Origin of the sequence: Paenibacillus sp. EKM206P (assembly GCF_011066155.1) — a bacterium.
GTDB lineage: Bacteria > Bacillota > Bacilli > Paenibacillales > Paenibacillaceae > Paenibacillus > Paenibacillus polymyxa_D.
This window is the reverse complement of record NZ_JAAMNQ010000003.1, coordinates 23,587-47,341: the sequence shown is the minus strand read 5'-3', so window position 1 is coordinate 47,341 and position 23,755 is coordinate 23,587. Positions and strand designations below refer to the sequence as shown.

General features: G+C 40.1%; 22 protein-coding genes and 1 pseudogene. 5 read left to right on the top strand and 18 right to left on the bottom strand.

The window, feature by feature from the left end:
* Nucleotides 1–89: 89 nt before the first annotated feature.
* The 9 genes from G9G53_RS06955 to G9G53_RS06920 all read right to left on the bottom strand — a co-directional run bounded on the left by G9G53_RS06955 (nt 90) and on the right by G9G53_RS06920 (nt 9,536).
* Nucleotides 90–1,094, bottom strand: a complete 1,005-nt coding sequence (locus G9G53_RS06955) for an LCP family protein (protein ID WP_029515222.1) — start codon at nt 1,092–1,094, stop codon at nt 90–92.
* Between the two features lie 46 nt (nt 1,095–1,140).
* Nucleotides 1,141–1,839, bottom strand: coding sequence for an SGNH/GDSL hydrolase family protein (locus G9G53_RS06950; RefSeq protein WP_029515224.1), 699 nt, complete (start codon nt 1,837–1,839; stop codon nt 1,141–1,143).
* A 27-nt stretch (nt 1,840–1,866) separates the two neighbouring features.
* Entirely contained in the window at nt 1,867–3,642 is a 1,776-nt protein-coding gene (locus G9G53_RS06945) for an acyltransferase family protein (RefSeq protein WP_029515225.1), read from the bottom strand.
* A 184-nt stretch (nt 3,643–3,826) separates the two neighbouring features.
* Nucleotides 3,827–4,966, bottom strand: coding sequence for a hypothetical protein (locus tag G9G53_RS06940; protein WP_029515227.1), 1,140 nt, complete (start codon nt 4,964–4,966; stop codon nt 3,827–3,829).
* Between the two features lie 3 nt (nt 4,967–4,969).
* Entirely contained in the window at nt 4,970–6,430 is a 1,461-nt protein-coding gene (locus tag G9G53_RS06935; RefSeq protein WP_029515228.1) for a sensor histidine kinase, read from the bottom strand.
* Between the two features lie 2 nt (nt 6,431–6,432).
* On the bottom strand, nt 6,433–7,131 hold the full coding sequence (locus G9G53_RS06930) for a response regulator transcription factor (protein ID WP_029515229.1): 699 nt from the start codon (nt 7,129–7,131) through the stop codon (nt 6,433–6,435).
* 331 nt (nt 7,132–7,462) lie between these two features.
* Nucleotides 7,463–7,756 (bottom strand): GLUG motif-containing protein, encoded by a 294-nt coding sequence (locus G9G53_RS26360; RefSeq protein ID WP_238437866.1) that lies wholly within the window; start codon nt 7,754–7,756, stop codon nt 7,463–7,465.
* Nucleotides 7,725–8,270 (bottom strand): hypothetical protein, encoded by a 546-nt coding sequence (locus G9G53_RS26355; RefSeq protein ID WP_238437865.1) that lies wholly within the window; start codon nt 8,268–8,270, stop codon nt 7,725–7,727. The genes G9G53_RS26360 and G9G53_RS26355 overlap by 32 nt, the downstream gene beginning before the upstream one ends.
* A 642-nt stretch (nt 8,271–8,912) precedes the next feature.
* Nucleotides 8,913–9,536 (bottom strand): family 1 glycosylhydrolase, encoded by a 624-nt coding sequence (locus tag G9G53_RS06920; RefSeq protein WP_029515231.1) that lies wholly within the window; start codon nt 9,534–9,536, stop codon nt 8,913–8,915.
* A 451-nt stretch (nt 9,537–9,987) separates the two neighbouring features.
* Between G9G53_RS06920 and G9G53_RS06915 the strand changes: the two genes are divergently transcribed.
* On the top strand, nt 9,988–10,935 hold the full coding sequence (locus G9G53_RS06915) for a cation diffusion facilitator family transporter (protein WP_025679519.1): 948 nt from the start codon (nt 9,988–9,990) through the stop codon (nt 10,933–10,935).
* A 469-nt stretch (nt 10,936–11,404) separates the two neighbouring features.
* Here G9G53_RS06915 and G9G53_RS06910 read toward each other — a convergent pair whose 3' ends face one another.
* Nucleotides 11,405–12,319 (bottom strand): LysR family transcriptional regulator, encoded by a 915-nt coding sequence (locus tag G9G53_RS06910; protein WP_029515234.1) that lies wholly within the window; start codon nt 12,317–12,319, stop codon nt 11,405–11,407.
* Between the two features lie 465 nt (nt 12,320–12,784).
* Between G9G53_RS06910 and G9G53_RS26890 the strand changes: the two genes are divergently transcribed.
* From G9G53_RS26890 to G9G53_RS06895, 3 genes are all read left to right on the top strand, one after another.
* Nucleotides 12,785–12,973 (top strand): cupin domain-containing protein, encoded by a 189-nt coding sequence (locus tag G9G53_RS26890; protein WP_029515235.1) that lies wholly within the window; start codon nt 12,785–12,787, stop codon nt 12,971–12,973.
* A 311-nt stretch (nt 12,974–13,284) separates the two neighbouring features.
* Nucleotides 13,285–14,082, top strand: a complete 798-nt coding sequence (locus G9G53_RS06900) for a dihydrodipicolinate synthase family protein (RefSeq protein ID WP_029515236.1) — start codon at nt 13,285–13,287, stop codon at nt 14,080–14,082.
* 201 nt (nt 14,083–14,283) lie between these two features.
* Complete coding sequence (locus G9G53_RS06895; RefSeq protein WP_165146421.1) at nt 14,284–15,504, top strand: CynX/NimT family MFS transporter; 1,221 nt, start codon at nt 14,284–14,286, stop codon at nt 15,502–15,504.
* A gap of 1,114 nt (nt 15,505–16,618) precedes the next feature.
* On the opposite strand, the gene G9G53_RS06890 is transcribed toward G9G53_RS06895, so the two are convergent.
* The 3 genes from G9G53_RS06890 to G9G53_RS06880 all read right to left on the bottom strand — a co-directional run bounded on the left by G9G53_RS06890 (nt 16,619) and on the right by G9G53_RS06880 (nt 19,643).
* Nucleotides 16,619–17,422, bottom strand: a complete 804-nt coding sequence (locus G9G53_RS06890) for a Cof-type HAD-IIB family hydrolase (protein ID WP_049816871.1) — start codon at nt 17,420–17,422, stop codon at nt 16,619–16,621.
* Nucleotides 17,423–17,448: 26 nt separating this feature from the next.
* The gene (locus G9G53_RS06885) at nt 17,449–18,195 is read right to left on the bottom strand and encodes a DeoR/GlpR family DNA-binding transcription regulator (RefSeq protein WP_049816870.1); all 747 of its coding nucleotides are present in this window, start codon (nt 18,193–18,195) and stop codon (nt 17,449–17,451) included.
* Between the two features lie 665 nt (nt 18,196–18,860).
* Nucleotides 18,861–19,643, bottom strand: a complete 783-nt coding sequence (locus tag G9G53_RS06880; RefSeq protein ID WP_029515240.1) for an MBL fold metallo-hydrolase — start codon at nt 19,641–19,643, stop codon at nt 18,861–18,863.
* 403 nt (nt 19,644–20,046) lie between these two features.
* Here G9G53_RS06880 and G9G53_RS06875 point away from each other — a divergent pair, with 403 nt between their 5' ends.
* Nucleotides 20,047–20,598 carry a GNAT family acetyltransferase gene (locus G9G53_RS06875; protein WP_029515242.1) on the top strand — a complete coding sequence of 184 codons (552 nt, stop codon included), beginning with the start codon at nt 20,047–20,049 and terminating at the stop codon, nt 20,596–20,598.
* Between the two features lie 157 nt (nt 20,599–20,755).
* Here G9G53_RS06875 and G9G53_RS06870 read toward each other — a convergent pair whose 3' ends face one another.
* The 5 genes and pseudogenes from G9G53_RS06870 to G9G53_RS06850 all read right to left on the bottom strand — a co-directional run bounded on the left by G9G53_RS06870 (nt 20,756) and on the right by G9G53_RS06850 (nt 23,738).
* Entirely contained in the window at nt 20,756–21,148 is a 393-nt protein-coding gene (locus G9G53_RS06870; protein WP_165146418.1) for a tautomerase family protein, read from the bottom strand.
* A gap of 54 nt (nt 21,149–21,202) precedes the next feature.
* A complete protein-coding gene (locus tag G9G53_RS06865; protein WP_185156342.1) occupies nt 21,203–22,261 on the bottom strand; it encodes an NAD(P)H-dependent flavin oxidoreductase in 1,059 nt (352 codons plus the stop codon).
* Nucleotides 22,256–22,581: pseudogene (locus G9G53_RS06860) on the bottom strand (aspartate/glutamate racemase family protein); the annotation flags it as partial. The pseudogene G9G53_RS06860 and the gene G9G53_RS06865, both read right to left, overlap by 6 nt.
* Nucleotides 22,582–22,824: 243 nt before the next feature.
* Complete coding sequence (locus G9G53_RS26350) at nt 22,825–23,010, bottom strand: YbfB/YjiJ family MFS transporter (protein WP_256026094.1); 186 nt, start codon at nt 23,008–23,010, stop codon at nt 22,825–22,827.
* 239 nt (nt 23,011–23,249) lie between these two features.
* Nucleotides 23,250–23,738, bottom strand: a complete 489-nt coding sequence (locus G9G53_RS06850; RefSeq protein WP_029515246.1) for an alpha/beta fold hydrolase — start codon at nt 23,736–23,738, stop codon at nt 23,250–23,252.
* Nucleotides 23,739–23,755: the final 17 nt, after the last annotated feature.

The following is a 23,755-nucleotide window of genomic DNA, read 5'->3' as shown; positions in this document are numbered from 1 at the left end:
TATGGATAACCGGAAGACCATGTTGTGCTCATAAAGAGCATTTAACAGACTATTGTCCGGCAAATTACGATTTTATATATTGTCCAATCCTATTCAAGATCTGTTTTCTGCCCGGAAGGATTGTCTGTCATCGAATGAGAAGCGTCGGAGTTTATGGTACTTTGCACAAATTGCTTCAAATCAGTTCGACTTTTTACATCCAGAACAGCTGCTTTGCCCACATAAGTTTCTTTTAATAGCTTCATTGGCGGTATTTGTTCATTTCCCTTTAACGTACTTTGATACCCTACCGAAGCCAAATTCCACATATCGGAGACTGACAAATTGGTATCGATATACGGACTGATTTCCTCTAGAATGGAAGGAAGCTTCATAATGGAAGTCGTTGTTTTGACCTTCTCGGCTAATGCCGTAATAAATTCGCGCTGTCTTTCTGTTCTGGAATAATCGGACATGGCATCATGACGAAAACGAACATATTGAAGCGCCGTTTTGCCGTTGAAATGCTGCTGTCCCTGCTTTAAATTAATATCGTACTCATGCAGATCGGCCTTGCTTTCATAGTACATATCCTTTTCGACATAAAAATCGAGTCCGCCTACAGAGTCCACGAGTTTAATAAACCCCTGGAAATCGGTATATACATAAAAATGAACAGGCACCCCCAGCAATTCACTGACTGCTTTCATCGCCGTATCCGGCCCATGCGTAACAGCCGTGTTGATTCGGTTTTTGCCGTATCCGGGAATATCCGTATAAGTGTCACGCAAAATCGAAAACACATGGATATGCTTATCGGTAGGATTCAACGAAACAACCATCATGCTGTCGGATCTGGGTACCTCGCCCTTGTCGCTTCCACGGGCATCCACACCCATCAGCAAAATATTGACAGGCTCAGTTCCCTCCCATGCTGGAGCTTCCAGAGCTTCGGTATTATCGGTGCTTACATTAATGAACGGGGAGTTTGCCGGAGCCTTATTAAATCCTTCCAGCCCTTTGTAAATCGAAAAGAAATAATAAAAAATAAAGCTTACAGCAGCGACCACAAGTAACAATGTTACAATTAATATCCTCTTTTTCCTCTGTGTCATGTCATTCTTCCTTTCCGAATTATGAACGCGCCTGTCCCTTCTGTATTTAAGATTTTTGCAAGGCTGCTACGAGGAGTGAAGTGTAATATCGGCTACCCCCTGGTTTTAAATGGACGCCATCTCTATAAAAGTATTCATCTTTGCCTACACTGGCCGAATACCAGTCCACCACGCTGACGTTGCTAAACTCATCGGCAACCTGTGCAATCGTGTCATTCACCGTGTTTTGCCATCCTTTCGGAACCCGGGTGGTGAGCAAGATTACCTGTCTGGCTCCAGAAAGGGATTGCAGTACGTCGTGCAGTTGGTCTCTGCTAAACGGACCATTGGTGCCGAGTTCGATAATGACTTGGTCTCCCAGTTTGCCTTGGGTGGCTAATTCATTAATGACTTTTACAGCTTGAGACATCTGCCGGCCAACCTTGCCGTCTACCGTCATATTCGGAAGCTGCTCTTTTAAATAAGGCTCAATTCCGACCGTAACCGAATCTCCAATCATCGTGACGCCCTCGCCGTTTAAGGACGCGGATGGTTGAGCTTGTTCTCCGCTGGTACTGGAAGCCCCAGGCTTTTGTGCAGCAGGCTGCATCGCATCAAGATTGTATAGAGAAGAATCCTTGCCGCGTGGTTCGTTATCATCCGAATTTTGCTTTGAATGTAGATGGAGGCCTATGGCTCCTATGACGATAAGAAGAATCATAAAACCCCATAATGCCCTCACTTTTCTGACATTTTTTTTGTTCATACCTAGTTCATCCTTTCCTTTAACATGCTAGTAGGTTTTATCCTGTTTGATAGCATCAATCAAAACCGAGGCATAATACTGAGCTCCTTCTGGTTTCAGATGGACACCATCGTCATAAAATAGATCGTTGCGGTTTTCGCTGGCCGAATACCAGTCGATAAGTCGTACATTTTGAAATTCACCAGCAATTTCACGCAGATTGTCATTTACGGTATTCTGCCACCCTCTCGGTACTCTGGTCGTTATCAGATAAATTTGCCGAGAATCCTGTAGTGAAGTCAGCAAGGACTTCAGTTGACTCTGGTTAAACACGCCGTTGGTGCCGAGTTCAATAATAATTTTATTGCCAAGCTTGCCCTGTGCCCGCAGGTCATCAAGCACATTCCCAGCCTGTGACATTTGCCGTCCCACCTTGCCATCAATGGTCATACCGGGGAGCTGCTTTTCCAGAAACGGGGCGGCATCCAGAATGACGGAATCTCCGATCGCCGTGACCTTCTCTCCTTCTGCGGAATGGCCTGTATTTACATCGGAAAATCCGGATTGCACCTTTTCTGTCTGGACGGGTTCCCGGCTTACAGTTGCTGGAGCATCAGGCACAGGATCTGGTGAATTCGTCTTCCATGATGTCAGGACCAGAATAATGGCGATAACAATGACGACAAGGCCTAACTGGCTGCCAGCGCCTGACCTGCGGAGTGATTTTAGGGTCCCGCGACGAATGGGCTCTTCGATGTATCTGTAGGAAAGACTTGCCATTATGAAACTGGCCGTTACCTGCAGAGCAATACGTATATAGCTGGCATCTTCGGTATTCACCACCGGACTTGACAAAATAATGATTGGATAATGCCAAATATACAGACTGTAAGATCGCTTACCGATCCAGCTCAGAGGCCGGCAGCCGAGCCATCGTTCCAGTCGATTGGCCGGATGAACAAGTACAGCAATAATAACTGCAGTAATGAGTGATAAATAAAGAAAACCGCCGCGATACAGCGAATCATCAAACTGGTTGGTCTGACCGATCATGATAAACAGCATTACAATGCCCAGCACGCCAGTCATATCCAGCATGGTCCGTGACGAAGAGGATACATTTTCGCTCAGTCTCCAGCTGGGCCAGATTATCGCCAGAGCCGCTCCGATCAAAATGGCAAACACCCGCGTGTCCGTCCCGTAATACACCCTGCTCGGATCTGTTCCGGGTTCGTATATCACGGCCATGGCTATGGCGGATACGGCGGCGCAACCCAGAATGTATAACATCAGTCTTCCTCGTCGCGGCGCAAGGCACAGACCGATCAGTAGAACAAGCGGCCAGATGAGGTAAAACTGTTCCTCAATGGAAAGCGACCAGAGGTGACCGATTGGAGAAGGCGGGCCAAAGCTCTCGAAATATGAAACATGATGAAAAATGAGATACCAGTTGTTTACGTAAAAAAGCGAGGATACAAAATGGCCTCTTAACGCCTGCAGTCTGGAGAAATCAGTAATTAAAAGCCACAGTGCCACTGCAGTCAGCATAAAGATCATGGCCGGCAGTAGTCTGCGCATTCGTCTGATCCAGAATTGTATAATGGAGAAACCACTGCGCATCCTCCATTCGAAAAGAATCTGATCCGTAATCAGATATCCTGATAGGACGAAGAAAATCTCCACCCCCAGCAGCCCACCTTCTGCCCATCTGAAATGAAGATGATAAGCAATAACAGCAAGCACAGAGATGGCTCTTAGCCCATCCAGGCCGGTCATATAACGTTTTATGGGTTGATTCAGGTGCAAATTCCGGTTTCCATTCACTATGGTCCATTCCTTGTCCTTATAGGCTAATGATCTTGCTTCATTTACTATAAAAAAAAGATGTCGCGAAAGTTTGATCAACATGTAAACAAATTGTCACAACGGTTGCAAAAAGAAAAACCTTATTCCGGCTGAACAACCGAAATAAGGTTTTTGACGTCTACAAACATGGCGATCCTCACCGCTATTTCAATTCAATGATCAATGACTCCTTGCTAGGAGAATCCGTTGACGCAGTCTGCGAGGAATCCAATTGTTTTTGTCCTTGAAGCAGTACACTTTTATTGTTCGGATTCCAGTATATATGCGTCGGCACAATTCCGCGATACACCGGTTCCTTATACAGTATATTTCTTCCCTGCACCTTGCCTACGTAAGTAACATTTTGATCATACTCGGTGTATGCGATATTTTTCCTGTCAGGCGAGAATTCAAAATCAAACACTTTTTCCAGAATGACGGAGAGTTCGCCGTTTCGCCGATCATATTCATACAGTGAATTATCCGTTCCGAGAAACACAAACTGGTCGTTATTCATCCAGGCTACTGAATCTCCACCAATCTGACGCTCGTATTGAAATTCAATATTCTTCCCGGAAACCTTCCCCATGGTTAGTATCTTTTTCTGACCTTTTTTTGCACCAAACAACTCCACCAGTATGCTGCGGCCATCATTTGCAATGTTAACACTCAAAAGCGTGTCTTCCTTCATAATGCCTTTTAACTGATACTTGCCAGAAGTTTGAGACCCCATATCGTAGATGTACAGGCTATCCGCTCCATTATCAAACGGATTTTCTACCAGGTAGCCGATATACGAACTGTTGGCCGACCAGGAAACATATTGTACATAAGACTCGTTTCTAGTACTGATCCTGTCTATTTCCTTTTCCTTGCCATCCTGCAAGGAAATAAGCCTTAGGGTTGTCTCCGAGGAAGAACGAGAAAATTCGCAAATATATTTCCCATCGGGAGAAAGTGTCGTATTGGAAGTTACCTTACCGATTCCGGGTATGGCCTTGCTCTGCTCATACGGATAAGTTAAACGTTCCACCGTGCCTCGCTTCAGTATGGTCATGGCTCCGAACGATGCGATAACGGCATTTCCAGACGACCATCCCAGTAGCTCCCCCCGATTTGCAAAACGATCCGGAAGCCGATATATTTTTTGGACCTGAAACGGCCGAGAGCTTTGATCGGTACTGGAAACTTCATTGCTGTCGGCGATGACGACGGTCTCTGTTTTTGGTTCTGAACCGCATCCTGACAGCAGTAATACCACGAGAGATAGGACCAGCAGCATTACAACATATTTATTGCCCATTATTCATTCTCCGTTCCCCGCGGTTTCCAGCGCTTTAAATTCTACCGTAACGATGGTTTCATTATGCTCGTTTGCAATCGAGATGGAACCCGCAAATTCTTCAACGATGGATTTCACAATGCTGAGCCCCAATCCTACACTGCCTTCCTCCGCACTGTCGGAATGAGCTGGATAAAATGGCTGTAACAGGTGTGACAGATGTTCTGCCTCAATCGGATCGCTTGGATTGCTGAAAATCAAGCGGATCTTTTCTTCTGCCCGTACTGCTTTTACCGTTACTACCGAAAACGGCAAACTATATTTTATCGCATTATCTATCAAGTTGATGAACAGCTGTCTGATTCTGTCCCTATCGGCCAACATCATCAATTCCTCATTCATCTCATATTCAATGGTCTTTTTATAGCGCTGTGCCCGGATCATCATCGATTCACACACATCCTGCAGAATTAGCCCGATATCTACCCGATCAAGCTCATTGATCATGATATTTTTGCGTGAAACTTCCAGTAGTTTTAGCACCATCGCATGCAGGCGCTTGCTCTCCTCGATAATATGATTCATCCCTTTGCCAAAAAAAGCACGGTCTTTCTCACCGTTCATTCTGATCAGCTCCGCATATCCCAGAATGGAGGTTAATGGCGTTTTCAGTTCGTGAGTAATATTGTCAAAAAAGCGCTTTTCCTGCTGGTGAAGCTCTTTCAAATGGTCCCGGTCCTTCTCAATAATATGAATCTGTCTACTAATTTGATCAATCATATCGTTAAAATTCTCAGCCAGTCGGCCAATTTCATCCCTGCGTTTAAAGTGAAGGCGGATATCCAGATTCCCGTTTTTCACCTCAGTGGAGGCTTGCGTCAGTCTGGTCAGCGGGATGGTAATATGCCTGGAAAGAATATAGGAAAACAGAAAAGCTGCCGCAAAAATCGCCAGGGCAATATAGAGGGTAATCTGCCGAATCTGTCCGGTTTGTTCGTAGAGTGAGCTGAAATCTTTGTAAAAACGCAGTATGCCCACCTTTGAACCGTCTATAACAACCGGATAGGAGAAAAGGACAGTCGTCTTATTACGATCATAAGTAATGCTGTACGCTGTATTGCCACCAATCGCCTGCTGCAGATCGCTTTGCATGTGCTGCTGAAAAATGGAGCTGTCCGGGGCATAAAGCAATTTGCCCTCCACCGTATACACGCCAATACTGCTGTCCGTGGTATGGTTCAGATTAGTTGCTATTTCCCTCGCAATTTCTCCAAAATACAGCTCATTGCTACTGAAATGGTTAATCAGGAAAGCCTGACGCACATACACGTTGCTGTTATTTTTCAGTCCGATCAGTTCGGAGGTAACCAGATTCTGATTGCTTGTCCGGATAAATTCCTTGACTGTCTGATTGAGCACGACAAAAGAAAGCGAAAAAATCAGAAAAAAACCGATCAGGAATTTGATGCTGATTTTACGTATCATGCTTATCCACCCATTTTTTTAAATTTGTACCCGATTCCGAAGACGGTAGTAATGCATTCGGTGGCGTCTAGCTTTTTGCGGAGTCTCTGGATATGCGTATCAACCGTACGGGTATCTCCGACAAAATGATAGCCCCACACCAGATCAAGCAGTTCGGAACGTGTAAAGGTTTTGCCCTGATGTTTAACCAGCATCATAAGCAGATCAAATTCCTTGGGGGTCAATTCAACAGGACGGCCTTCTATTTGGACGAGTCGTTCTTCTTCGATCACTTCAATATTGTCAAACCGAATGACGGCTTTCGTGGCTTCTTCCCTGTCCGAGCTGTTCGCCTGCTCCACTCTGCGCAAAATGGTTCGAATGCGTGCAACAACTTCGCGCAGATCAAAAGGCTTGGTAATATAATCATCGGCACCGAATTCAAGGCCTAGAATTTTATCGGTAATGTCCGATTTGGCTGTAATCATGCAGATCGGTATGTTATAGTCCGTTGTCACCTTTTTGCAAATGTCTAGACCGCTCTGGTCAGGTAGCATCCAATCTAACAGCAGCAAATCGGGCTGAAACGACTGCAGCTCATGCATTCCCGTTGCTCCACTGGCCGCTGTGCGTGTCTGGAACCCCTCTATAGAAAGCCCGTACGAAAGCAAGTCGGCAATCGGGGCATCATCTTCGATAATAAGAATCTTTGCTTTATTCATCGTAATCCTCATCTCTTTTTTTAATACGGTAGGTTTATGACATTGTCCATTATATTAATCATTCAGGGGAAAACAATCAAATGTATATTGTAAATCCTCATACCCACTATCAGCATATAGCCCCACCTTTTCTGTTATAAGAAGCCGTACCATGAGCGTTTTTCGATAAAAACTTAAGCAACATAAGCGATAAACAAACTAAGGTTGCTTATAGGAAGTTCATCCCAGTTCCAGCTGTTATTGGCCTATTCGAAAGGTCAATCATAAATAACGAAATCTTCGCCTGATGTGAAAGTGATGTGTCCGTTGTTTTGGAATAGCTGTTTGTTACCTAGCCAGCATTTTGTCCAGCAAGTCCTCCAGCTCGGTTGAAGGTCGTTGTGACTGAACCCGTTGAGTAAGAATTGCTCACGGTTCCGTTAGAATTGTATCCGACTAAACCACCAGCGCGGGACAGTCCATCCACTTGGCCAGTCGCATAACTTTGGCTGACGGTGCCTTGAATATTATAGCCTGCAATTCCTCCAACATATCCAGTAGATTTGGCTCCCCTCACGTTGACAGCCGATATAGACTTAGTAATCGACGCGTTGTTAACACCCGACCAGACCACTCGCATAATCATAGGTGCCCTCTCCGAGCGCTTCTACACTGCCGGATGCAAATACATTACTGATTTGACCGAAACTTGTACCAGTAACACTTCCTACGTTCCTATTTCCGATTATGTTAACATCCATTAACCGAACGTTACGAACAATACCTGTAGCCATTAAATTGCCCAAAAAACCGACATTCATTGACAAGGGCTGATTAATCGTCAAGCCGGAAATCGTGTATCCGTTCCCATCGAACACACCCGAGAAATTGGCAATCGGGTTCCAAGTACAATCCGTTAATTGGATATTAGCACCCAATTTGTAATAAGCGTTCGGATTAGTCCTGATACCATCCAGCATCGCCGCTGTCGTGATGATATAAGGGTTCTGTTCCGTACCGTTTCCCGTTCCGTAAAAAGCATGTGCCCGTGAAGGGGCGACGGGAACAATAGCTGCGGCAAGAATAATGACCACTAGGATTAATTTTAAATAAGAAGTAAGCTTTTGGTTTAGACGAAATTCCTTAATTAATGGTAACAATAAAAGTTCCTCCTTCTTATGCGACAAATAAAATCATCTGAATTGTTTAGGCTAATGCCACCTCATCTCATATAGTACTAAGTACAGCAACGCTATTTTCTCTCAAGGAAAAATTTAAATTTAAGCATGAAAAATAACCGTTCATTGAAAGAACGGTTACCCGCTTTTCAGTTTGTTTTATCGTCGCTGCCTTAAATAACATTCCCCTGGCCTACTAAAATCAGGATGCGATTATATGCATTGCAATATCGACATACATTAAATAAATATTATATATGAAACGATGCTGCTTTCCTGTTCACACAATCACTGTCTCCTTTGTAGGTTTTGGCTGTTATTTTGATACGAAGATTTTAGCATGGTATGACTGAACAAATTTTGAACATTCACACTTCTGCTTCTTCGAAGAATGCTCTAATCATAAACCTGGCTTAGATATTAATGAACCGAGAAGACTCAGCTGATATGTGACGGTTTCATTGCCCCTAAAGCCTCCATTTAGATGACTTCTAGAGCAACTTTGTATTGTCTACCAACAACAGCAAGCCACTAATCCTAGACTAACAGATTAGTGGCTTATTCGTGGAGTTTATAAGGGACTCATATTAAAGTTCTCAGCGGAGTTTCTTGTTCAACGGGTCCTTAAATTTCTTTCCCATTTGACTCAACAACTTTTTTGTACCAATAAAAAGAATCTTTTTTATAACGCTTTAATTGTTTGATATCATCATCTGTTCGATCTATATAAATTAATCCATACCGTTTTTTATATCCGTTACTAGTGAATAATAAATCGATGGCAGACCACGGATTATAGGAAATGACCTTTACACCAAAATCAATCGCTTTTTTAACTGCGAGGATATGTTTTTTCAAATAATCAATTCTGTAATCATCATGAATCCTCCCATCAATGGTCAACTCGTCGTATGCACCAAGACCATTCTCTGTGATCATCAAGTGCATATTATATCTTGTATAAATATCACGCAAAATGTATTCCAGTCCAGTTGGATCTATAGCCCAGTCTGTAGTCTCCAGAGCAGGATTCTCGCACATTTCATAGAAGCCCGGATGTGTTTCGAAGCCAGATATTTCTCCCTTGATACCAGAGACATTAACTCCCGACCACTGTTCATCGGCAACCTCTGGACAGGCTTTGGCTGTGTCACTGGCATAGTAATTCAGAGTCAAAAAATCAGATTTTAAATATGAGTGGTTGATTTCAAATGGTTTTTCGCAATAATTTGTTACCTCTGGATCCATTCCAATTAATACCTAGTGATCATATTCTAGCTCTCCATAAAACGTGACTTCTCAGTTAAGCTTCTTACTAAAAGCAAACCATCTATTTACCCCAATCTTATTTAACTTGGTAGGTGTGTACATACATTCACCCCATTATGGGAGAAATTGTATCAATGGAATGATTCGTCAAATACTTCAATATTCCTTTTTCTAAGAGAATCTAATTATGTCGAAATAAATCCTATAATTTCGATTAAAGCGAAATTATCTTATGTCATTCCCATAAGTAACTCTATCTAATAGCCGCCGCATTAAATATTACAAATTCCTCGTAAGGGATAAACTTGTTGTCACTGTACAGTTGCGCCATGCTGCACTTGACGTGTATATTTTCCCCACATATAATTGAAGTCAATAAAACATATGAACAGTTGCTCATATGTTAATAAAATAGAAAGCTGGGATATGTATGGCAGGACATAATCATGGACATCGACACAACAATAAAAAAGTTTTGCTGATCTCCTTCATCATCATCACTACTTACATGCTGGTCGAAGCTTTTGGTGGATTTATTACCAATAGTTTAGCTTTGTTCTCGGATGCAGGTCATATGTTATCGGATTCTCTTGCGTTGGCGATCGCTTTGTTCGCGTTTAAGTTTGGAGAGAAAGCTGTCAATAAGGAAAAAACCTTTGGTTACAGGAGATTTGAAATATTGGCTGCAATGCTAAACGGTGTTACTCTGATTGCGATTGCCTTATACATTTTTTACGAAGCGATTGAAAGGTTTATAAATCCTCCAGAAGTAGCTACAGTAGGGATGCTAGTTATCAGTATTGTTGGCCTGTTCATTAATATACTCGTTGCCTGGATTATGATGCGAGGTAGCGATACAGAGCACAACCTGAATATGAGAGGTGCTTATCTGCACGTCCTCAGCGATATGCTGGGATCTGTTGGAGCGATTATTGCCGCTCTTCTGATGATGTTCTTGGGATGGGGTTGGGCAGACCCACTTGCTAGTGTAATTGTCGCAGTACTTGTCCTTCGCAGTGGTTACTTTGTTAGTAAGTCTTCCCTGCATGTGCTTATGGAAGGAACACCCCGTAACATTGATGTAGAGGAAGTCGTACAAGCCATTTCGCAGTTCGAAGGTGTGAAAGCCGTACATGATGTGCATATTTGGTCAATTACTAGCAACTTAAACGCTCTGACTGCGCATATTGTAGTTGATGGAAATAAAACAGTGTATGAAACCGAGGCCCTACTGCATAGTATCGAGCATATGCTGGAGCATAAGAACATTCCTCACTCTACTTTGCAGATCGAGTCCGAACAGCATAGACACGATGAATCCATTATGTGCACTATAGAGTCAGGTGCGCCGGATGCACATGCACATCATAGCCATTAATAAAAGGAGGACTGTTTGACTTTTTTGGAGCGGCTGAATCCTCGACCGCTCCCCTAAGTACCAATGCACTCCTTGGAAATTTGTTCTGTAGACTTAGATCCAAGTCTGTTAACGCAAAATGGGTCATTCCTTCTTAAATGGAGCGATGGCATCTAGTATAAACCTCATTATTTTCTCAAAAGTCAAATTCATATCTGAATCGAGATAATTCAAGTCTGCCCACCATCACAATACGGTTTTTCGTACGCATCTTTACCTACGCGATTGCCCTTTGATACGATTCAATGAGTGATTCAAGGTGACCTTATTATTTTTGAAATGGTGACTTTTCCGTTCTCTTTACATATTAATAGCACCTGAAGCTATTCCCTCTGACTTTTCCAATCCAAAAAAGAACTGACCGTCGTAGCTTCTTTCTTTTATATGTCCAGTAGTATATAAATAAAGATTAATAAAATGAGTGGACTGTTTAATCAGTGCCTTTCATAAAATTCTGAGTCAAATGGAGTGAAGTCTCTTTTAGAGTATTAATAAAAATACGTGTCGCAGCACTCAGGTATTTATCTTTCCTGTAGATAATTCCTATATATCGAGCAAGATTAACATTTAAAATGGGAATAATTCTGATACGAGGATGGTTAAGGTACTCTAAGTAAGGTCGCGGTAATATAGTTACCCCTATCCTATCTATAACCATATTAATTAAAGATTGCATGGTTGTAATTTCAAAGACCGGTTCTGGAATAAACCCCACATCTTTACAAGCTTTATTTATAAGCTGTCTTATAAAATATTGTTCAGGAAGTAAGATGGAAGGTGTTGTTTGCAAGACTTCTATACCTAATTTATCCTGATTCTCTAACGGGTGTCCAACAGGCACTGCAAACGCCATTTCCTCTCTATATAAAGAAATGGTTTCTAATTCATCCCCTTTCATAGGTAAAAAAACAATGCCTATATCCAGCTTATTTTCTAACAGTTGTTTTTGAATATCCCCAGTACGTAATCCAAACACAGATATCTTAACACCAGGATATAGATGATGAAAACTACGTAATGTGGGCGGAATGAGGTAATTTTCAACGGTTAACAAGGTGCCTATAGAAATGGTTCCTCTTTGAAGGCCATTTAGTTCATCTATTGAGGTTTTTGCCTGTTCCAGTTCATGAAAAATGTTACGTGTATACTTTAAGAGTAATTCCCCTGATTCCGTAAGAGCCGTCTTTTTACCAATGCGATCAAATAAAAGTGTGCCAATTTCATGTTCTAACAAACGAATTTGTTGACTTAAAGAAGGTTGAGAAATCCCTACCTTTTCTGCTGCTCTTGTAAAATGTAGCTCTTGGCACACAGCGTAAAAATATTCAAGTTGTCTTAACTCCATTCTTAAGCCTCCTGATTTAAACGGTAATAGTTCCTACCTTTACATTTTGCAAGTTTATTAACATGAATTTCAATAGGAATACTATAAACAATCTTAGATATTACACATTATATCATAGTTTAAACCTATGGTTATTATATAAATAATTGAATTGTACTATTGATTGAACTGTCTTAGACTATTAGTTGCACAGAGATCCATTTAATCCTAAAAGTATAAATTCTTTAAACTGTGTAAAAATTTTGTGGGGGTGATAAGATGGGTAGTCAAAAAACAGAGATTATCTACTACAGTGAGTTTTTAATAAAGAGTAGTAAGCCTGCCGTTCGAGCATGTTCATGGAAATGGAAAGACATTTATCCATTACTCAATTAATCTGTATCGGAAGGCTTTCTTTAAAGTGGCCGTGGAACATTGTCACTCATTCATAATCATACAGGGGATACGCATGGAACTTCATCAACTATGAAAGTAGTCGTCCACATTTTTAAACCTGGTGGGCATAATAAAGCTCATCGTCATACTAATGTAGCTCTCAATCTAGTATTTCAGGGCGAGGGTTATAGTATCGTGGATGGAGAAAAGATTGAATTGAAAAAAGGCGACCTATTCTTAGCTCCTCCTTGCTCTGCTCATGAGCATTGCAACACTTAGCAAACAGAGGATGCTATTATTTACACGTTTCAAAATGTACCGGTTCTTACTTCAATGGGCACTTGGTTTTTAGAGAAACCGGTGGGTAATACACCTCGTCACATAGTCAAACCAGATACACAAATAAAGAATAACTAGAAAAGATTAGCTAATACTTTTGGCCTGAAGAATGTAACCAAACTTTAAACAACATGAACATAGAACAATTTAGTCATTCAAATATACCTTTTAAAAATTATCTGAAAGGATTTAGTATTTGACGTTATGTACAAATAGTTCTTGTAATGTATATACACTGGAGGATATAACTGATGAAAAATTTTAATGTTGCTATTCCAACTCCCTTTCGTGATGATGAGAGCTTATATTTAGAAGGATTCAATCCTATTGTTAAACATTTAACAGATAACGGGATAGATTCACTACTTGTGTCTGCTACGACAGGCGAACAAAATTCAATGAGCATTGAAGAGCGTATCCATATTATTGATTATTTTAATCAACAAAAATTTGAAAATGTTGAACTGATGTTTGGCGTATCAGCTACAACAACAAGAAATGCAATAAAACTGGTTAAAAAGCTTGAGGAATCTGTTTTTGATTCTATTCTAATTCAGTTTCCACCTTACATTCAGCCGACACAACAACAAGCTATTTCTTATATCAATGAGCTGCTACAACATACCACCAAAAACGTTGTCCTTTATAATAATCCTTTCCGAACAGGATTTGAGCTAAGTGCTGAATCATTAAAGACTGTTATTAACCAGAAGTACTCTAACCTTGTAGGACTTAAAGAAGAGAGTGATGCCAAACGTCACCATAATACTGACTTACCAGATGATTTCATCATGTTCGCTGGTGGAGATGTAAATCTTATAGAAAAGATAATGAATGGATGTAATGGACTTTCTAGTATGGTAGGAAATGTTTACCCACAAGAAATCAAACAAATTTTTAATGACTTATTAATGAATAAACCAGTAGACCTTTGGAAGATAAAACAATTAATTAATAAAGTTACAAGTGGTCAAGCCATCATAAACATAAAAAATCACTATAATTCTTTAGGTATAAAAGTAGGGGCTTGTCGTTCTCCTATTAACTAACGGGAGAAGTCCAAAAATTCGCTTAATTTAATTAAAATGTTTAAAAGTAACCGTCAAGTAGAAAACAACATTTTATTATGTTCTCTGCTTTACGGTTACTATTGTGGAACAATATGGAAGTGTGGCAATTCAAACAATAAATGAATTGATTACCTAATTTAGAAAAGCTTTAGTATTAAATACGGAGGATCTATAGCGATCATGGGTATTTCACAAAAAACCAATCAACTAGGACAACCGAAACCGGATCTAAAGCCTAGAATAGGATTACTTATTATAGGTATCATCCTAATGGGAGCCAATCTCAGAGCCCCACTAACTTCAGTGGGTCCACTAATAAATTCTATACGTGACAGTTTAGGCATATCTAGTATACTAGCAGGGACAATAACTACAGTACCTTTACTTACTTTTGCATTCTTATCCCCTTTTGCCCCTAAGTTAGCTCAACGTTTTAGTACGGAGTTTATCCTATTTATTTCTTTAATCTTATTAACCATTGGATTCGGAATACGTTCTTTTGGTGGTGTAATAACCTTATTTATAGGAACAATCTTAATTGGTTCATGTATTGCCATTGGTAATGTATTACTCCCCAGTCTCATTAAACATAACTTTGCACAAAATGTAGGAATGATAACAGGGATTTATATAGTCTCTATGAATTTATGTGGAGCTATTGGATCCGGTATAAGTATCCCCATCTCCTCAATATCAGGGTTAGGATGGTCAGGAGGTCTCGGATGCTGGGGAATCTTATCTCTTCTTACACTTTTCTTTTGGTTACCACTAATACAAAATCAACATAAATCTATTAGATTTGTACAAACTAAAAAGAAAGTTAAATCTATAAACTTATGGCATTCTAAACTAGCATGGAATGTCACGTTATTTATGGGTTTTCAATCCTTAATCTTTTATACCATGATAACGTGGCTTCCTGAAATTCTTGAACAAAAAGGGCTGAACACTCATGAAGCTGGCTGGATGTTGTCTTTAATGCAATTTGCTATGCTTCCTACTACGTTTATTGTCTCTATTTTAGCTGGACGTTTAAAGAAGCAGCATCCATTAGTACTGGTTTCAGTCATCTTGCTTATTGGAGGGGTATTCGGTATCTTACACGGAAGCACGATCCTTATTCCAATATGGATAATTATGGTTGGAATTGGAGTGGGATTTGCCTTTAGTTTAGCTATGATGTTTTTTAGTTTACGTACTCAAGATACGAATGAGGCAGCAGAATTATCCGGTATGGCTCAATCATTAGGTTATCTTTTGTCTGCTATCGGCCCTGTCTTATTTGGATGGTTGCATGATGTGACACATAATTGGAATACTTCCTTACTGATGTTAGTTTTAACTTCTGTTATTATCTTTATCACGGGTATAGGCGCAGGAAAAAATGAATATGTAGCATAGGATACCAGTCAGTAAACAAGAATACTTGGTTTTTAACCCAGTCTCAAAAACATTTGTTTTTGGGACTTTTTTGTAATTGGTATTAATATATAAAGGGGAATGGATAGTTGAAAACAAGAGAACTTCTTACCGACTGTCGCTATTTTATTGAACTAACGTTTCCCGTGAGTTGGACAAGATTATTAGAACTGAATGCTAATCCGTTGAATTTATGAATCCCAGTTCCAAATTTGGCGAGATCATTTCTTTATTTCCTGGGATCTTTCGAATTGATCCACTTAATCATTAAGCTCCCTGGAAATGATTTAGTTTCCTCACTCAAGCTCATGGAAGCGCTGCATGCTATTGTGCCGAACGGTACGACATATTTCTTGCAAATTACAATTAATATCTATTTTACATTACTTTCTCATAACCTCTTATCTACGAATTTCGCAAATATCTTTCAAATGTAAAGTATTCGCGAAAAAATTGACTATCCTGCCCTTTAGTTTAATAAAAGGGCGTCTGTCGCCTTCGATGAAATCCTATCGGGAATGTAACAATGTTCTTGTCACCCGACAAATGATAAATTGTCAATTAGCTGGAGAATATTATTTAAAAACACACCTAATACAAAATGCAACTCACCTCCATCTAGAAGTAAATGAACTTTGCCAAATTATTTTCTGATCTTGCTGATGAAAAATGGATATTTAGGGACCTTTTCGTATTATTTCCTATGTGAATGTGATATTTAGTATACTTATATATTCATTAAACTTGACTTTTGATGCCCATAATAAGAACGTGCATCACTAATCCCTTCTGCTCTTCTGCATTACAGGTAAATAAGCTCTTCACTACAAATCCAGACGACCAAACTCCCAACCTAACTTTCCTCATCTCTTTTGTAATCTGTCGTGCTGATTGAGCACAACAAAAAGAGATCAACGGTCGGAACACGTTGATCTCTTTTTGTCGTCTCACTCTGCTTTTCTTTTTCTACCGTTCTCGTCACTCGCAGACCGAGGAGATATAAACTCAGTATCCTCAGGGTTATGTGTCCCCCTCTGTTCTATTTCTAATGCCTACATTTTTTTGGTGTTTGGATATCCAATGTCACTGGATCATTTCAAACGGACAAAATGTATTTCTCCAAGCCTATTTTCAAACCGTCTTCATCATTACTCGATGTGACCCAGTCGGCAATTTTCTTAACTTCCTCTGGCGCATTCCCCATTGCAATTCCTAGGCCTGCGTACAAAATCATATCCATGTCATTATAGTTGTCTCCAATGGCCATCGATTCACGATAAGTAATATTAAATATCCCCTCGAGTTCCTGAATAGCATACGATTTGGACACCATCTCATCCATAATTTCCAGATAGGTTCCCTTGGATTTATAGACACTGATACCAGTAACTTCATTTTTGATTTGTTGTACAAGCCGCTCAACGTCTTCGGGAGGTCCCATGCATAAAATTTTGTGAGTATCATGATCTTCTTCTATATATGAGGAAAGCACCCTCTGTATGGGAGAGCCATTAATAATTCCCGCTTCCTGAATTACCCAAGGATTTTGAGTGTTATCAACGATCCACTGGTCATAGCCATATAAGTTAAAACTAATAGAAGGATAATGATCCGATACAATATCGTATATTTGTTTAATGCTCTTTTTCGATAAACAGATGCTATGGAGGATTTCCCTATTACAGCCCAATATTAGACCACCGCTATAACAAATGACGGGAGCGTTAATATTGAGCTCTTGCTGAAGAGGAAAAATGCTGCTTGGCATTCTCGCTGAAACGAGTACAAAAGGGATATTTCCTCCCACAACCTTTTGGATTGTATTTTTGGTGTCGAATGTAATTTGATGTTTTGAATTTAACAACGTCCCGTCAATATCGCTAAAGATTGCTTGTATCATGGCCCATGCTCCCTTGCGATTTTTTATCACTTTTCTTCCTCAAGCACCTTGATAACTTCTACTCCGCTATCCTGCAACATCAGCAATGAATGCTTCGGGGCATCCTGATTTGTAATTAGAATATCAATTTCGGAAAAATTCAGACCTTTAAACGGGCTTGTTAAATTAAATTTTTTGAAATCGGCAAGTAAAAATACTTCTCTGGCACGCCTCGATACCAGCTTTTTAACTAAAGCATCATCACGGTTCGCAAAATACACTCCGTCTTCCATAATGGCGGCAGCTCCTAAAAAAGCTTTGTCAAAAAAAACATCGTTCAACTGCATAGCCGTGTCGTAGTCATAAAAAAAACGGTTTTCATGATTAAATTTGCCCCCGAGCAAATTTATGTTAATTTCACTTTTTGCTGATAAAGCTTCTGCATTATCCAACGAGTGTGTGTAAACCGTCAGATTCTTGTCCAATTGCCCACAGAGCAGTTGAATGGTAGTCGATACATCCATGAAGCATACATCTCCGTCAGCGATATGCTCAGAAGCTGCTTTTGCAATAAGCATCTTTTGCTTTGTTGCTGAGGTTACACGTTCCTTGTAGGCTCTTATTTCTTCTTTTAATAAGGGTAAGGCAATACCTCCATGGGTTCTGATAACCCCCCCTTCATGAACAAGCTTAATAATATCCCTTCTTGCCGTATCTCTCGAGATGTTCAATAAATCGCAAATTTCCGAATTTGATAATTGGTTACGGCTTTGGAGATACTCCAAAATTTTCAAAAGTCGTTCCTCTTGGTGAATATAATCCCTCCCCCTTTCCCTATATTCATTATAAGCAATTTAACGCTTTTTGTTAAGTGTTTTTAAGTGTTTTTTTCAAAAATTAAGCAAACCGCTTATATTGAGTATTTCACATGATAAGTCCCCGATCCGCATGCACATCGCATTAAGAGTCCAGGGACTTTATTCATTTTGCCTATTTATTGATAAATTCAATCTTTTGACATCTGCAGTGTTGGTTTTTACTTTTCGCAGTTGCGTGTTTCTCGCACATTTAGTTTGAAGTGGATTGATTATAAAATGCTTGCACTCCTCGCGTATTAAAATAGGAAACTAATCCACATCTAATCCTACAACCGGCTCCATAACACACTCCCTAATATTAAAGTTGCGGCCACTCCCACGATGGTTCCCCCATAGCTTCGCTTGTGATACGAGATCCCTGTCTCAACCAGCTCAAACATGGTCATTGAGGGCAGTTAGAGAACTGTTTTCACGACGGGGCCCGCCCCAATAAAGTCAACGTTCTCTCGGCTACCGCCATCATATGATGCCTAAGAAAAAAGGCCAACCAGAAATCTCTGATTGACCTAATAACACGAAATAAAGTCCTAGACTGTCGCTATTTTATTGAGCTAACGTTTCCCGTTAGTTTGACAAGATTATTAGAACTGAACACTAAATCCGTTGAATTTATGAATCCCAGTTCCAAATTTGACGAGATCATGTTCCCTCAGAAATTTAACTGCAATTTTTACTTCATCTAAAATTATTGGATTAAGTCCTAATGTATTGTGAGAACCGTATACCATTTTGACGTTGGGTATTCTTGCAATCTTTTCTAATGAATTCACTAAATCAACAGGGTTCGTTGAAGGATAAAAGGCATATATTGGCACTTCATCATAGAGCAGATCGCCAGTAAATAAATACCCTTTTGTTTCATCGAAAACTGAAATATGGCCAGGAGAATGTCCTGGAGTGTGATATATAATTAATCTTCTGTCCCCTAGATCGAATATATCACCATCCTTCAACAAACCTGTCGGCTTTCCTTTAAAGGGTTGGTATGTATCCGGATTAAACCTTTCTGGAGTAGGCAAGGTTATATCTCTTCTAATATTCTTCCTGATTTGCTCTATTGTTAAGCCTTGAATCCCGTTAATTAGCCAGTCTTCATCTCCTTTATGGACAAAGATCCGTTCAAATTCGCCATGGTTACCTATGTGGTCAGTGTGGACATGTGTCGTAATAACTTTTAGAGGTAAAGATGTCAACTGCTCTGTTATTCTTTTGATACTATCAATCCCAAGCCCTGTATCAATTAATACCCCTTCTTGATCTCCCAATAATAAAAATGAATGTACTTTCTCCCAATGTCCGTATTCACTAATTGCGCATGTATTATCATCAATCCGTTGCACTGTAAACCAACGATCTCTAATCATAGAAGCCTCCAAATTAGATTCTTTACGTCTTCTAAATTATACACTTAGCATTGAAATTTTGCCCGTTAGCTTAATGAAGCATCGTCAGTCTAAAACTTTATTTTCTTTTACCCGCCGCGATCTAATAACTAACTCCATTTGCTTATTCGTCAGGGGCTACACTAATCTGCAGTGGGTCGATCTGAAAATCCTCTCCCTCCTGGGAAAATTGTTAAAAAACTTTTCCAATGTTCCCTTGTAAGACAGGTAGGATAATAGAAATTCCAGTCGCTCTCCCCCTGTTAACGCTCTCCTGATCATAGTGTAGCCTTCCTCTCGCAAAAACCTACAACTTAAAATGGTTGCAATATGTCGAATGCTGAAGTAAAGTTTTTTTAAGCTCATTTCATATAGGAGGATAACAATGATTTATAGAAACGCTACTGTTGATGATATATCTGCTATAGTGGAATTACAAAAAAAATATCACATTACAACCATTAGTGAAAAAGACAAACCTGATGGCTTCGTAACAACCTTATTTACAGAAGAACAATTTAAGGAATTAATTGAAAAAGAAAATGGAATTACAATTGCATGTCATGACCAGAAGATTGTTGCTTATGTGATGGCTGCCTCATGGAAGTATTGGGCTAAGTGGCCTTTTTTTCAATTTATGATTGACGATTTGAAAGATACAGAATATAAGGGAACTACGCTTTCTACTGAAAACACTTATCAGTATGGGCCAATTTGCATTGATATGGATTACAGGGGGACGGTAGTACTCCGAAAGGTTTTTGATTTTTCCAGAATGCAAATGAGTAAAAAATATCCGATATTGATAACTTTTATAAACCACATCAATCACAGATCATACGCTGCCCACACCAAAAAGCTTGGTCTTGACGTGATTAAAAGCTTTGATTACAACAATAATACTTACTATGAATTGGGTTGTTACACATCAGAATGATTGGATGTAATTGTAATTTTGGACCATCCATAAGCCTATTTTACCATCTCAATACCAAACCTCATGGAAATCGCCCTTCAACTAGCCTACCAGGCCAGTTGAAGGGCGATTAGAATTAGAGATATTACCGATTAAGATCGAAACGACTAGCATTGAATCAGCTTAACTTACCGGTCAAAAATTGTGCCTCCCCCAGTCCAAAACTCCAATCATCATCATTATTTTCAACAATAGATACCATTAAATCGGTTGGTGCGATGCCGCATTCAGCTTCTAACCTTTCAGCCAGCAAGGAATAGAGCTTTTGTTTCTTCTCTTTTGGCCGGGCTTTGCTTATTATGGAGAGAATAACTAGACTATCGGTACGGTTAAATCCTGGCCCAGTATCCTCAATAATCATATGGTCCGCCGGGTGTTCGTGAATGATTTGGTAACGATCTCGCTCTGGAACGTCAAAAGCTTCCACAACAACTTGGTGAGCAACATCCAAAAGTTTTTTCAGGCTTGCTTTATCTCGTCCTTTAATAAGATCAAAACGAAGTAATGGCATTTTAACTTCCTCCCTTTAATGAAAATTATTTTTCCCTATTTATTATCACCCATTCTAAATAAAAGAAAATTTCCGGACAAGAACACTGGCTTGATCAATGGTTTGTTTTACAATTGAAGCGGCAGGTTGGTCGCCTGCTAACCGAAGACCTTGGCCCGCCCAAAGTGACATATACTCGGGGTCGTTCGCTTTTGCAGCTGCCTGACGAATGTCCCGGGTCATCGCGTTTTGAATGGGGTAAGTCGGGATTGTTCCGGGGTACTGATGCATGTCAATCATAAATTTTGTTTGAATGCCTCTTGAAGCTCTTCCAGAGTAAGCACGTGTAATTTCAGTGGAGTCCTCATTTGACGAGAGGATTTTCTGGTTGTACGTTTCATGGGCGCCGCTCTCGGGGCAGGCTAGAAACGCAGTGCCCATCTGTACTGCGGCGGCTCCTAATGTAAGGCTTGCTACAAGTCCACGCCCATCCATGATTCCTCCTGCTGCGATGACCGGGATCGACACATGGTCAACGATCTGCGGAACAATAGCCATAGTGCCTATCAAAGCATGGGAAGGGTCTTTCATGAAGGTCCCCCTATGCCCGCCTGCTTCGCTCCCTTGAGCCACAATTGCATCTGCGCCAGCTGCTTCCAATTGCTTGGCTTCATCAACAGTTGTTGCAGTTCCAATGATGAATATTCCATGCTGTTTCATGGTTTGGATCACGTCTTGGGATGGTACGCCAAAAGTGAAACTAAATACAGGTACACGCTCCTCCAACACTACCTGTAGCTGCTCCTCAAATGATTCTGAAAACTTCATAAGAGATGGATTTTGAGCCGTGCCAAGTTTGATGCGGTATTTATTCAGATAATCTGTCATCCGGTAAATTGCTTCTTCCGAATCTTCTGATTGCTCAGGCACAAACAAGTTTACTCCAAAAGGCTGGTCCGTTCGTTGCTTGATCTTTTGGATCTCGCTACGGAGCTGCTCCGGTGTTAAGTATCCGCCCCCTAGGTTGCCTAGCCCACCGGCATTTGAAACAGCCTCTACTAATTCGGGCGTCGAAACGCCACCAGCCATCGGCGCTTGAAAAATCGGGTATCGAATTTTAAGAGCACGCGTCAAAGCAGTAGCAGTTACTAAAACTCGTTTATCTATATTTTTTTTGTTTTAACAGCTGGTTTTACGGCAGGCTCCATACCAATGATTTGAATACTGTATTTTGCCCTTATTTCTTCGATTGCTGCGCTTGTGGCAGTATTACAAGCAATCACTATCGCTTTTACTTTTTGCTGGCTAATAATTTCTATAGCATCTAAAACATACTTTTTAACTTCATCTTTCGTTTTGTGCCCATATGGAACATTTATTGTATCTGCGTAATACATATAATCTTCATTAGGTAAAACTTTTAATGTATCATACAATACAGTAATGCCTCCAATACCAGAATCAAAAAACCTATTTGCATTTCTATTCCTCCAATAAAGGAATCAATTTATATATCTAACGGTTAATTCAAAATTAATTCACCAATTCCATTTGTATCTGGTTCCAATGTAAATTACCCAGGATCTAACTAAGCTCTTGATTAGGATGAATACGAGCATGGTTTAAATTTCCTATCGCTCCTTTTTGACTTGAAATGACTGCACCGGATAGCAATATTATAGCAGCAACAACAAGCACTAAAGTGGCAAGAAGTAGTGATAGGCTCTTCGGGATCCCCAGGTTATGAAACCTGCACCAAAGGCAGCGATAAGGTAACCCAAGTTATTACTCCCTGCCAAATATCCGGATTCCGTAGCGGATAGATGAGCTTGTGATTGCATCAATGGAAGTATGGAAGTATATGAAAAACGTCCGATTCCCATTGCAATAATGAGCATAACTAAACCACCGATCATGGTCTTTGTGGAATTAAACAATTTCGCATTTTTAGCTCCTGAATTCTCCATGAGACTGACCTGTCACCCTTCTAAATTCAATTTACCTCTCAATACATCAATTAATATGAACATAAATCCTAGTTAACATTAAAAAAATCAATTCCTATAACAAGAAATGACGGTAGAAACCATCCGGGATTTACCAACTTTTGAATCTTCAAATTCTATTGTTTTCCTAAAAAATCCAACATTAGTTCTCCATTTTCATATGCATGTGTTTCCAATGCAAAGTGCCCAGTATCTAATAAATGAATCTCGGCTTTAGGTAAATCTTTCTTAAAAGCCTCAGCACCAGCCGGAATAAAGGAAACATCATTTTCACCCCAGACTGCTAGCAAGGGCGGCTGATATTCACGGAGATACTGTTGAAACTCCGGGTACATTTTTACATTATTTTGGTAATCAAAAATTAAATCCAATTGTTTCTCATCATTTCCCGGCCGGGACATATAAGCAATATCTAGAGTATAGCCATCTGGGGAAACTTGACTTTCCTTTGTTCCATCAACATATTGGCCCTTGATTGTGTTAGGCGCAAATGCTGTCCTATAACTTTCCCTTTTTTCTTTAATGGAAAGTTCGCATATGCATGTTGTGAAAAAACCTTTTATATGTCCTACTCCGTTTAATCCAACGACATCTAATAACTTCATAACTTCACTCCTCGCAT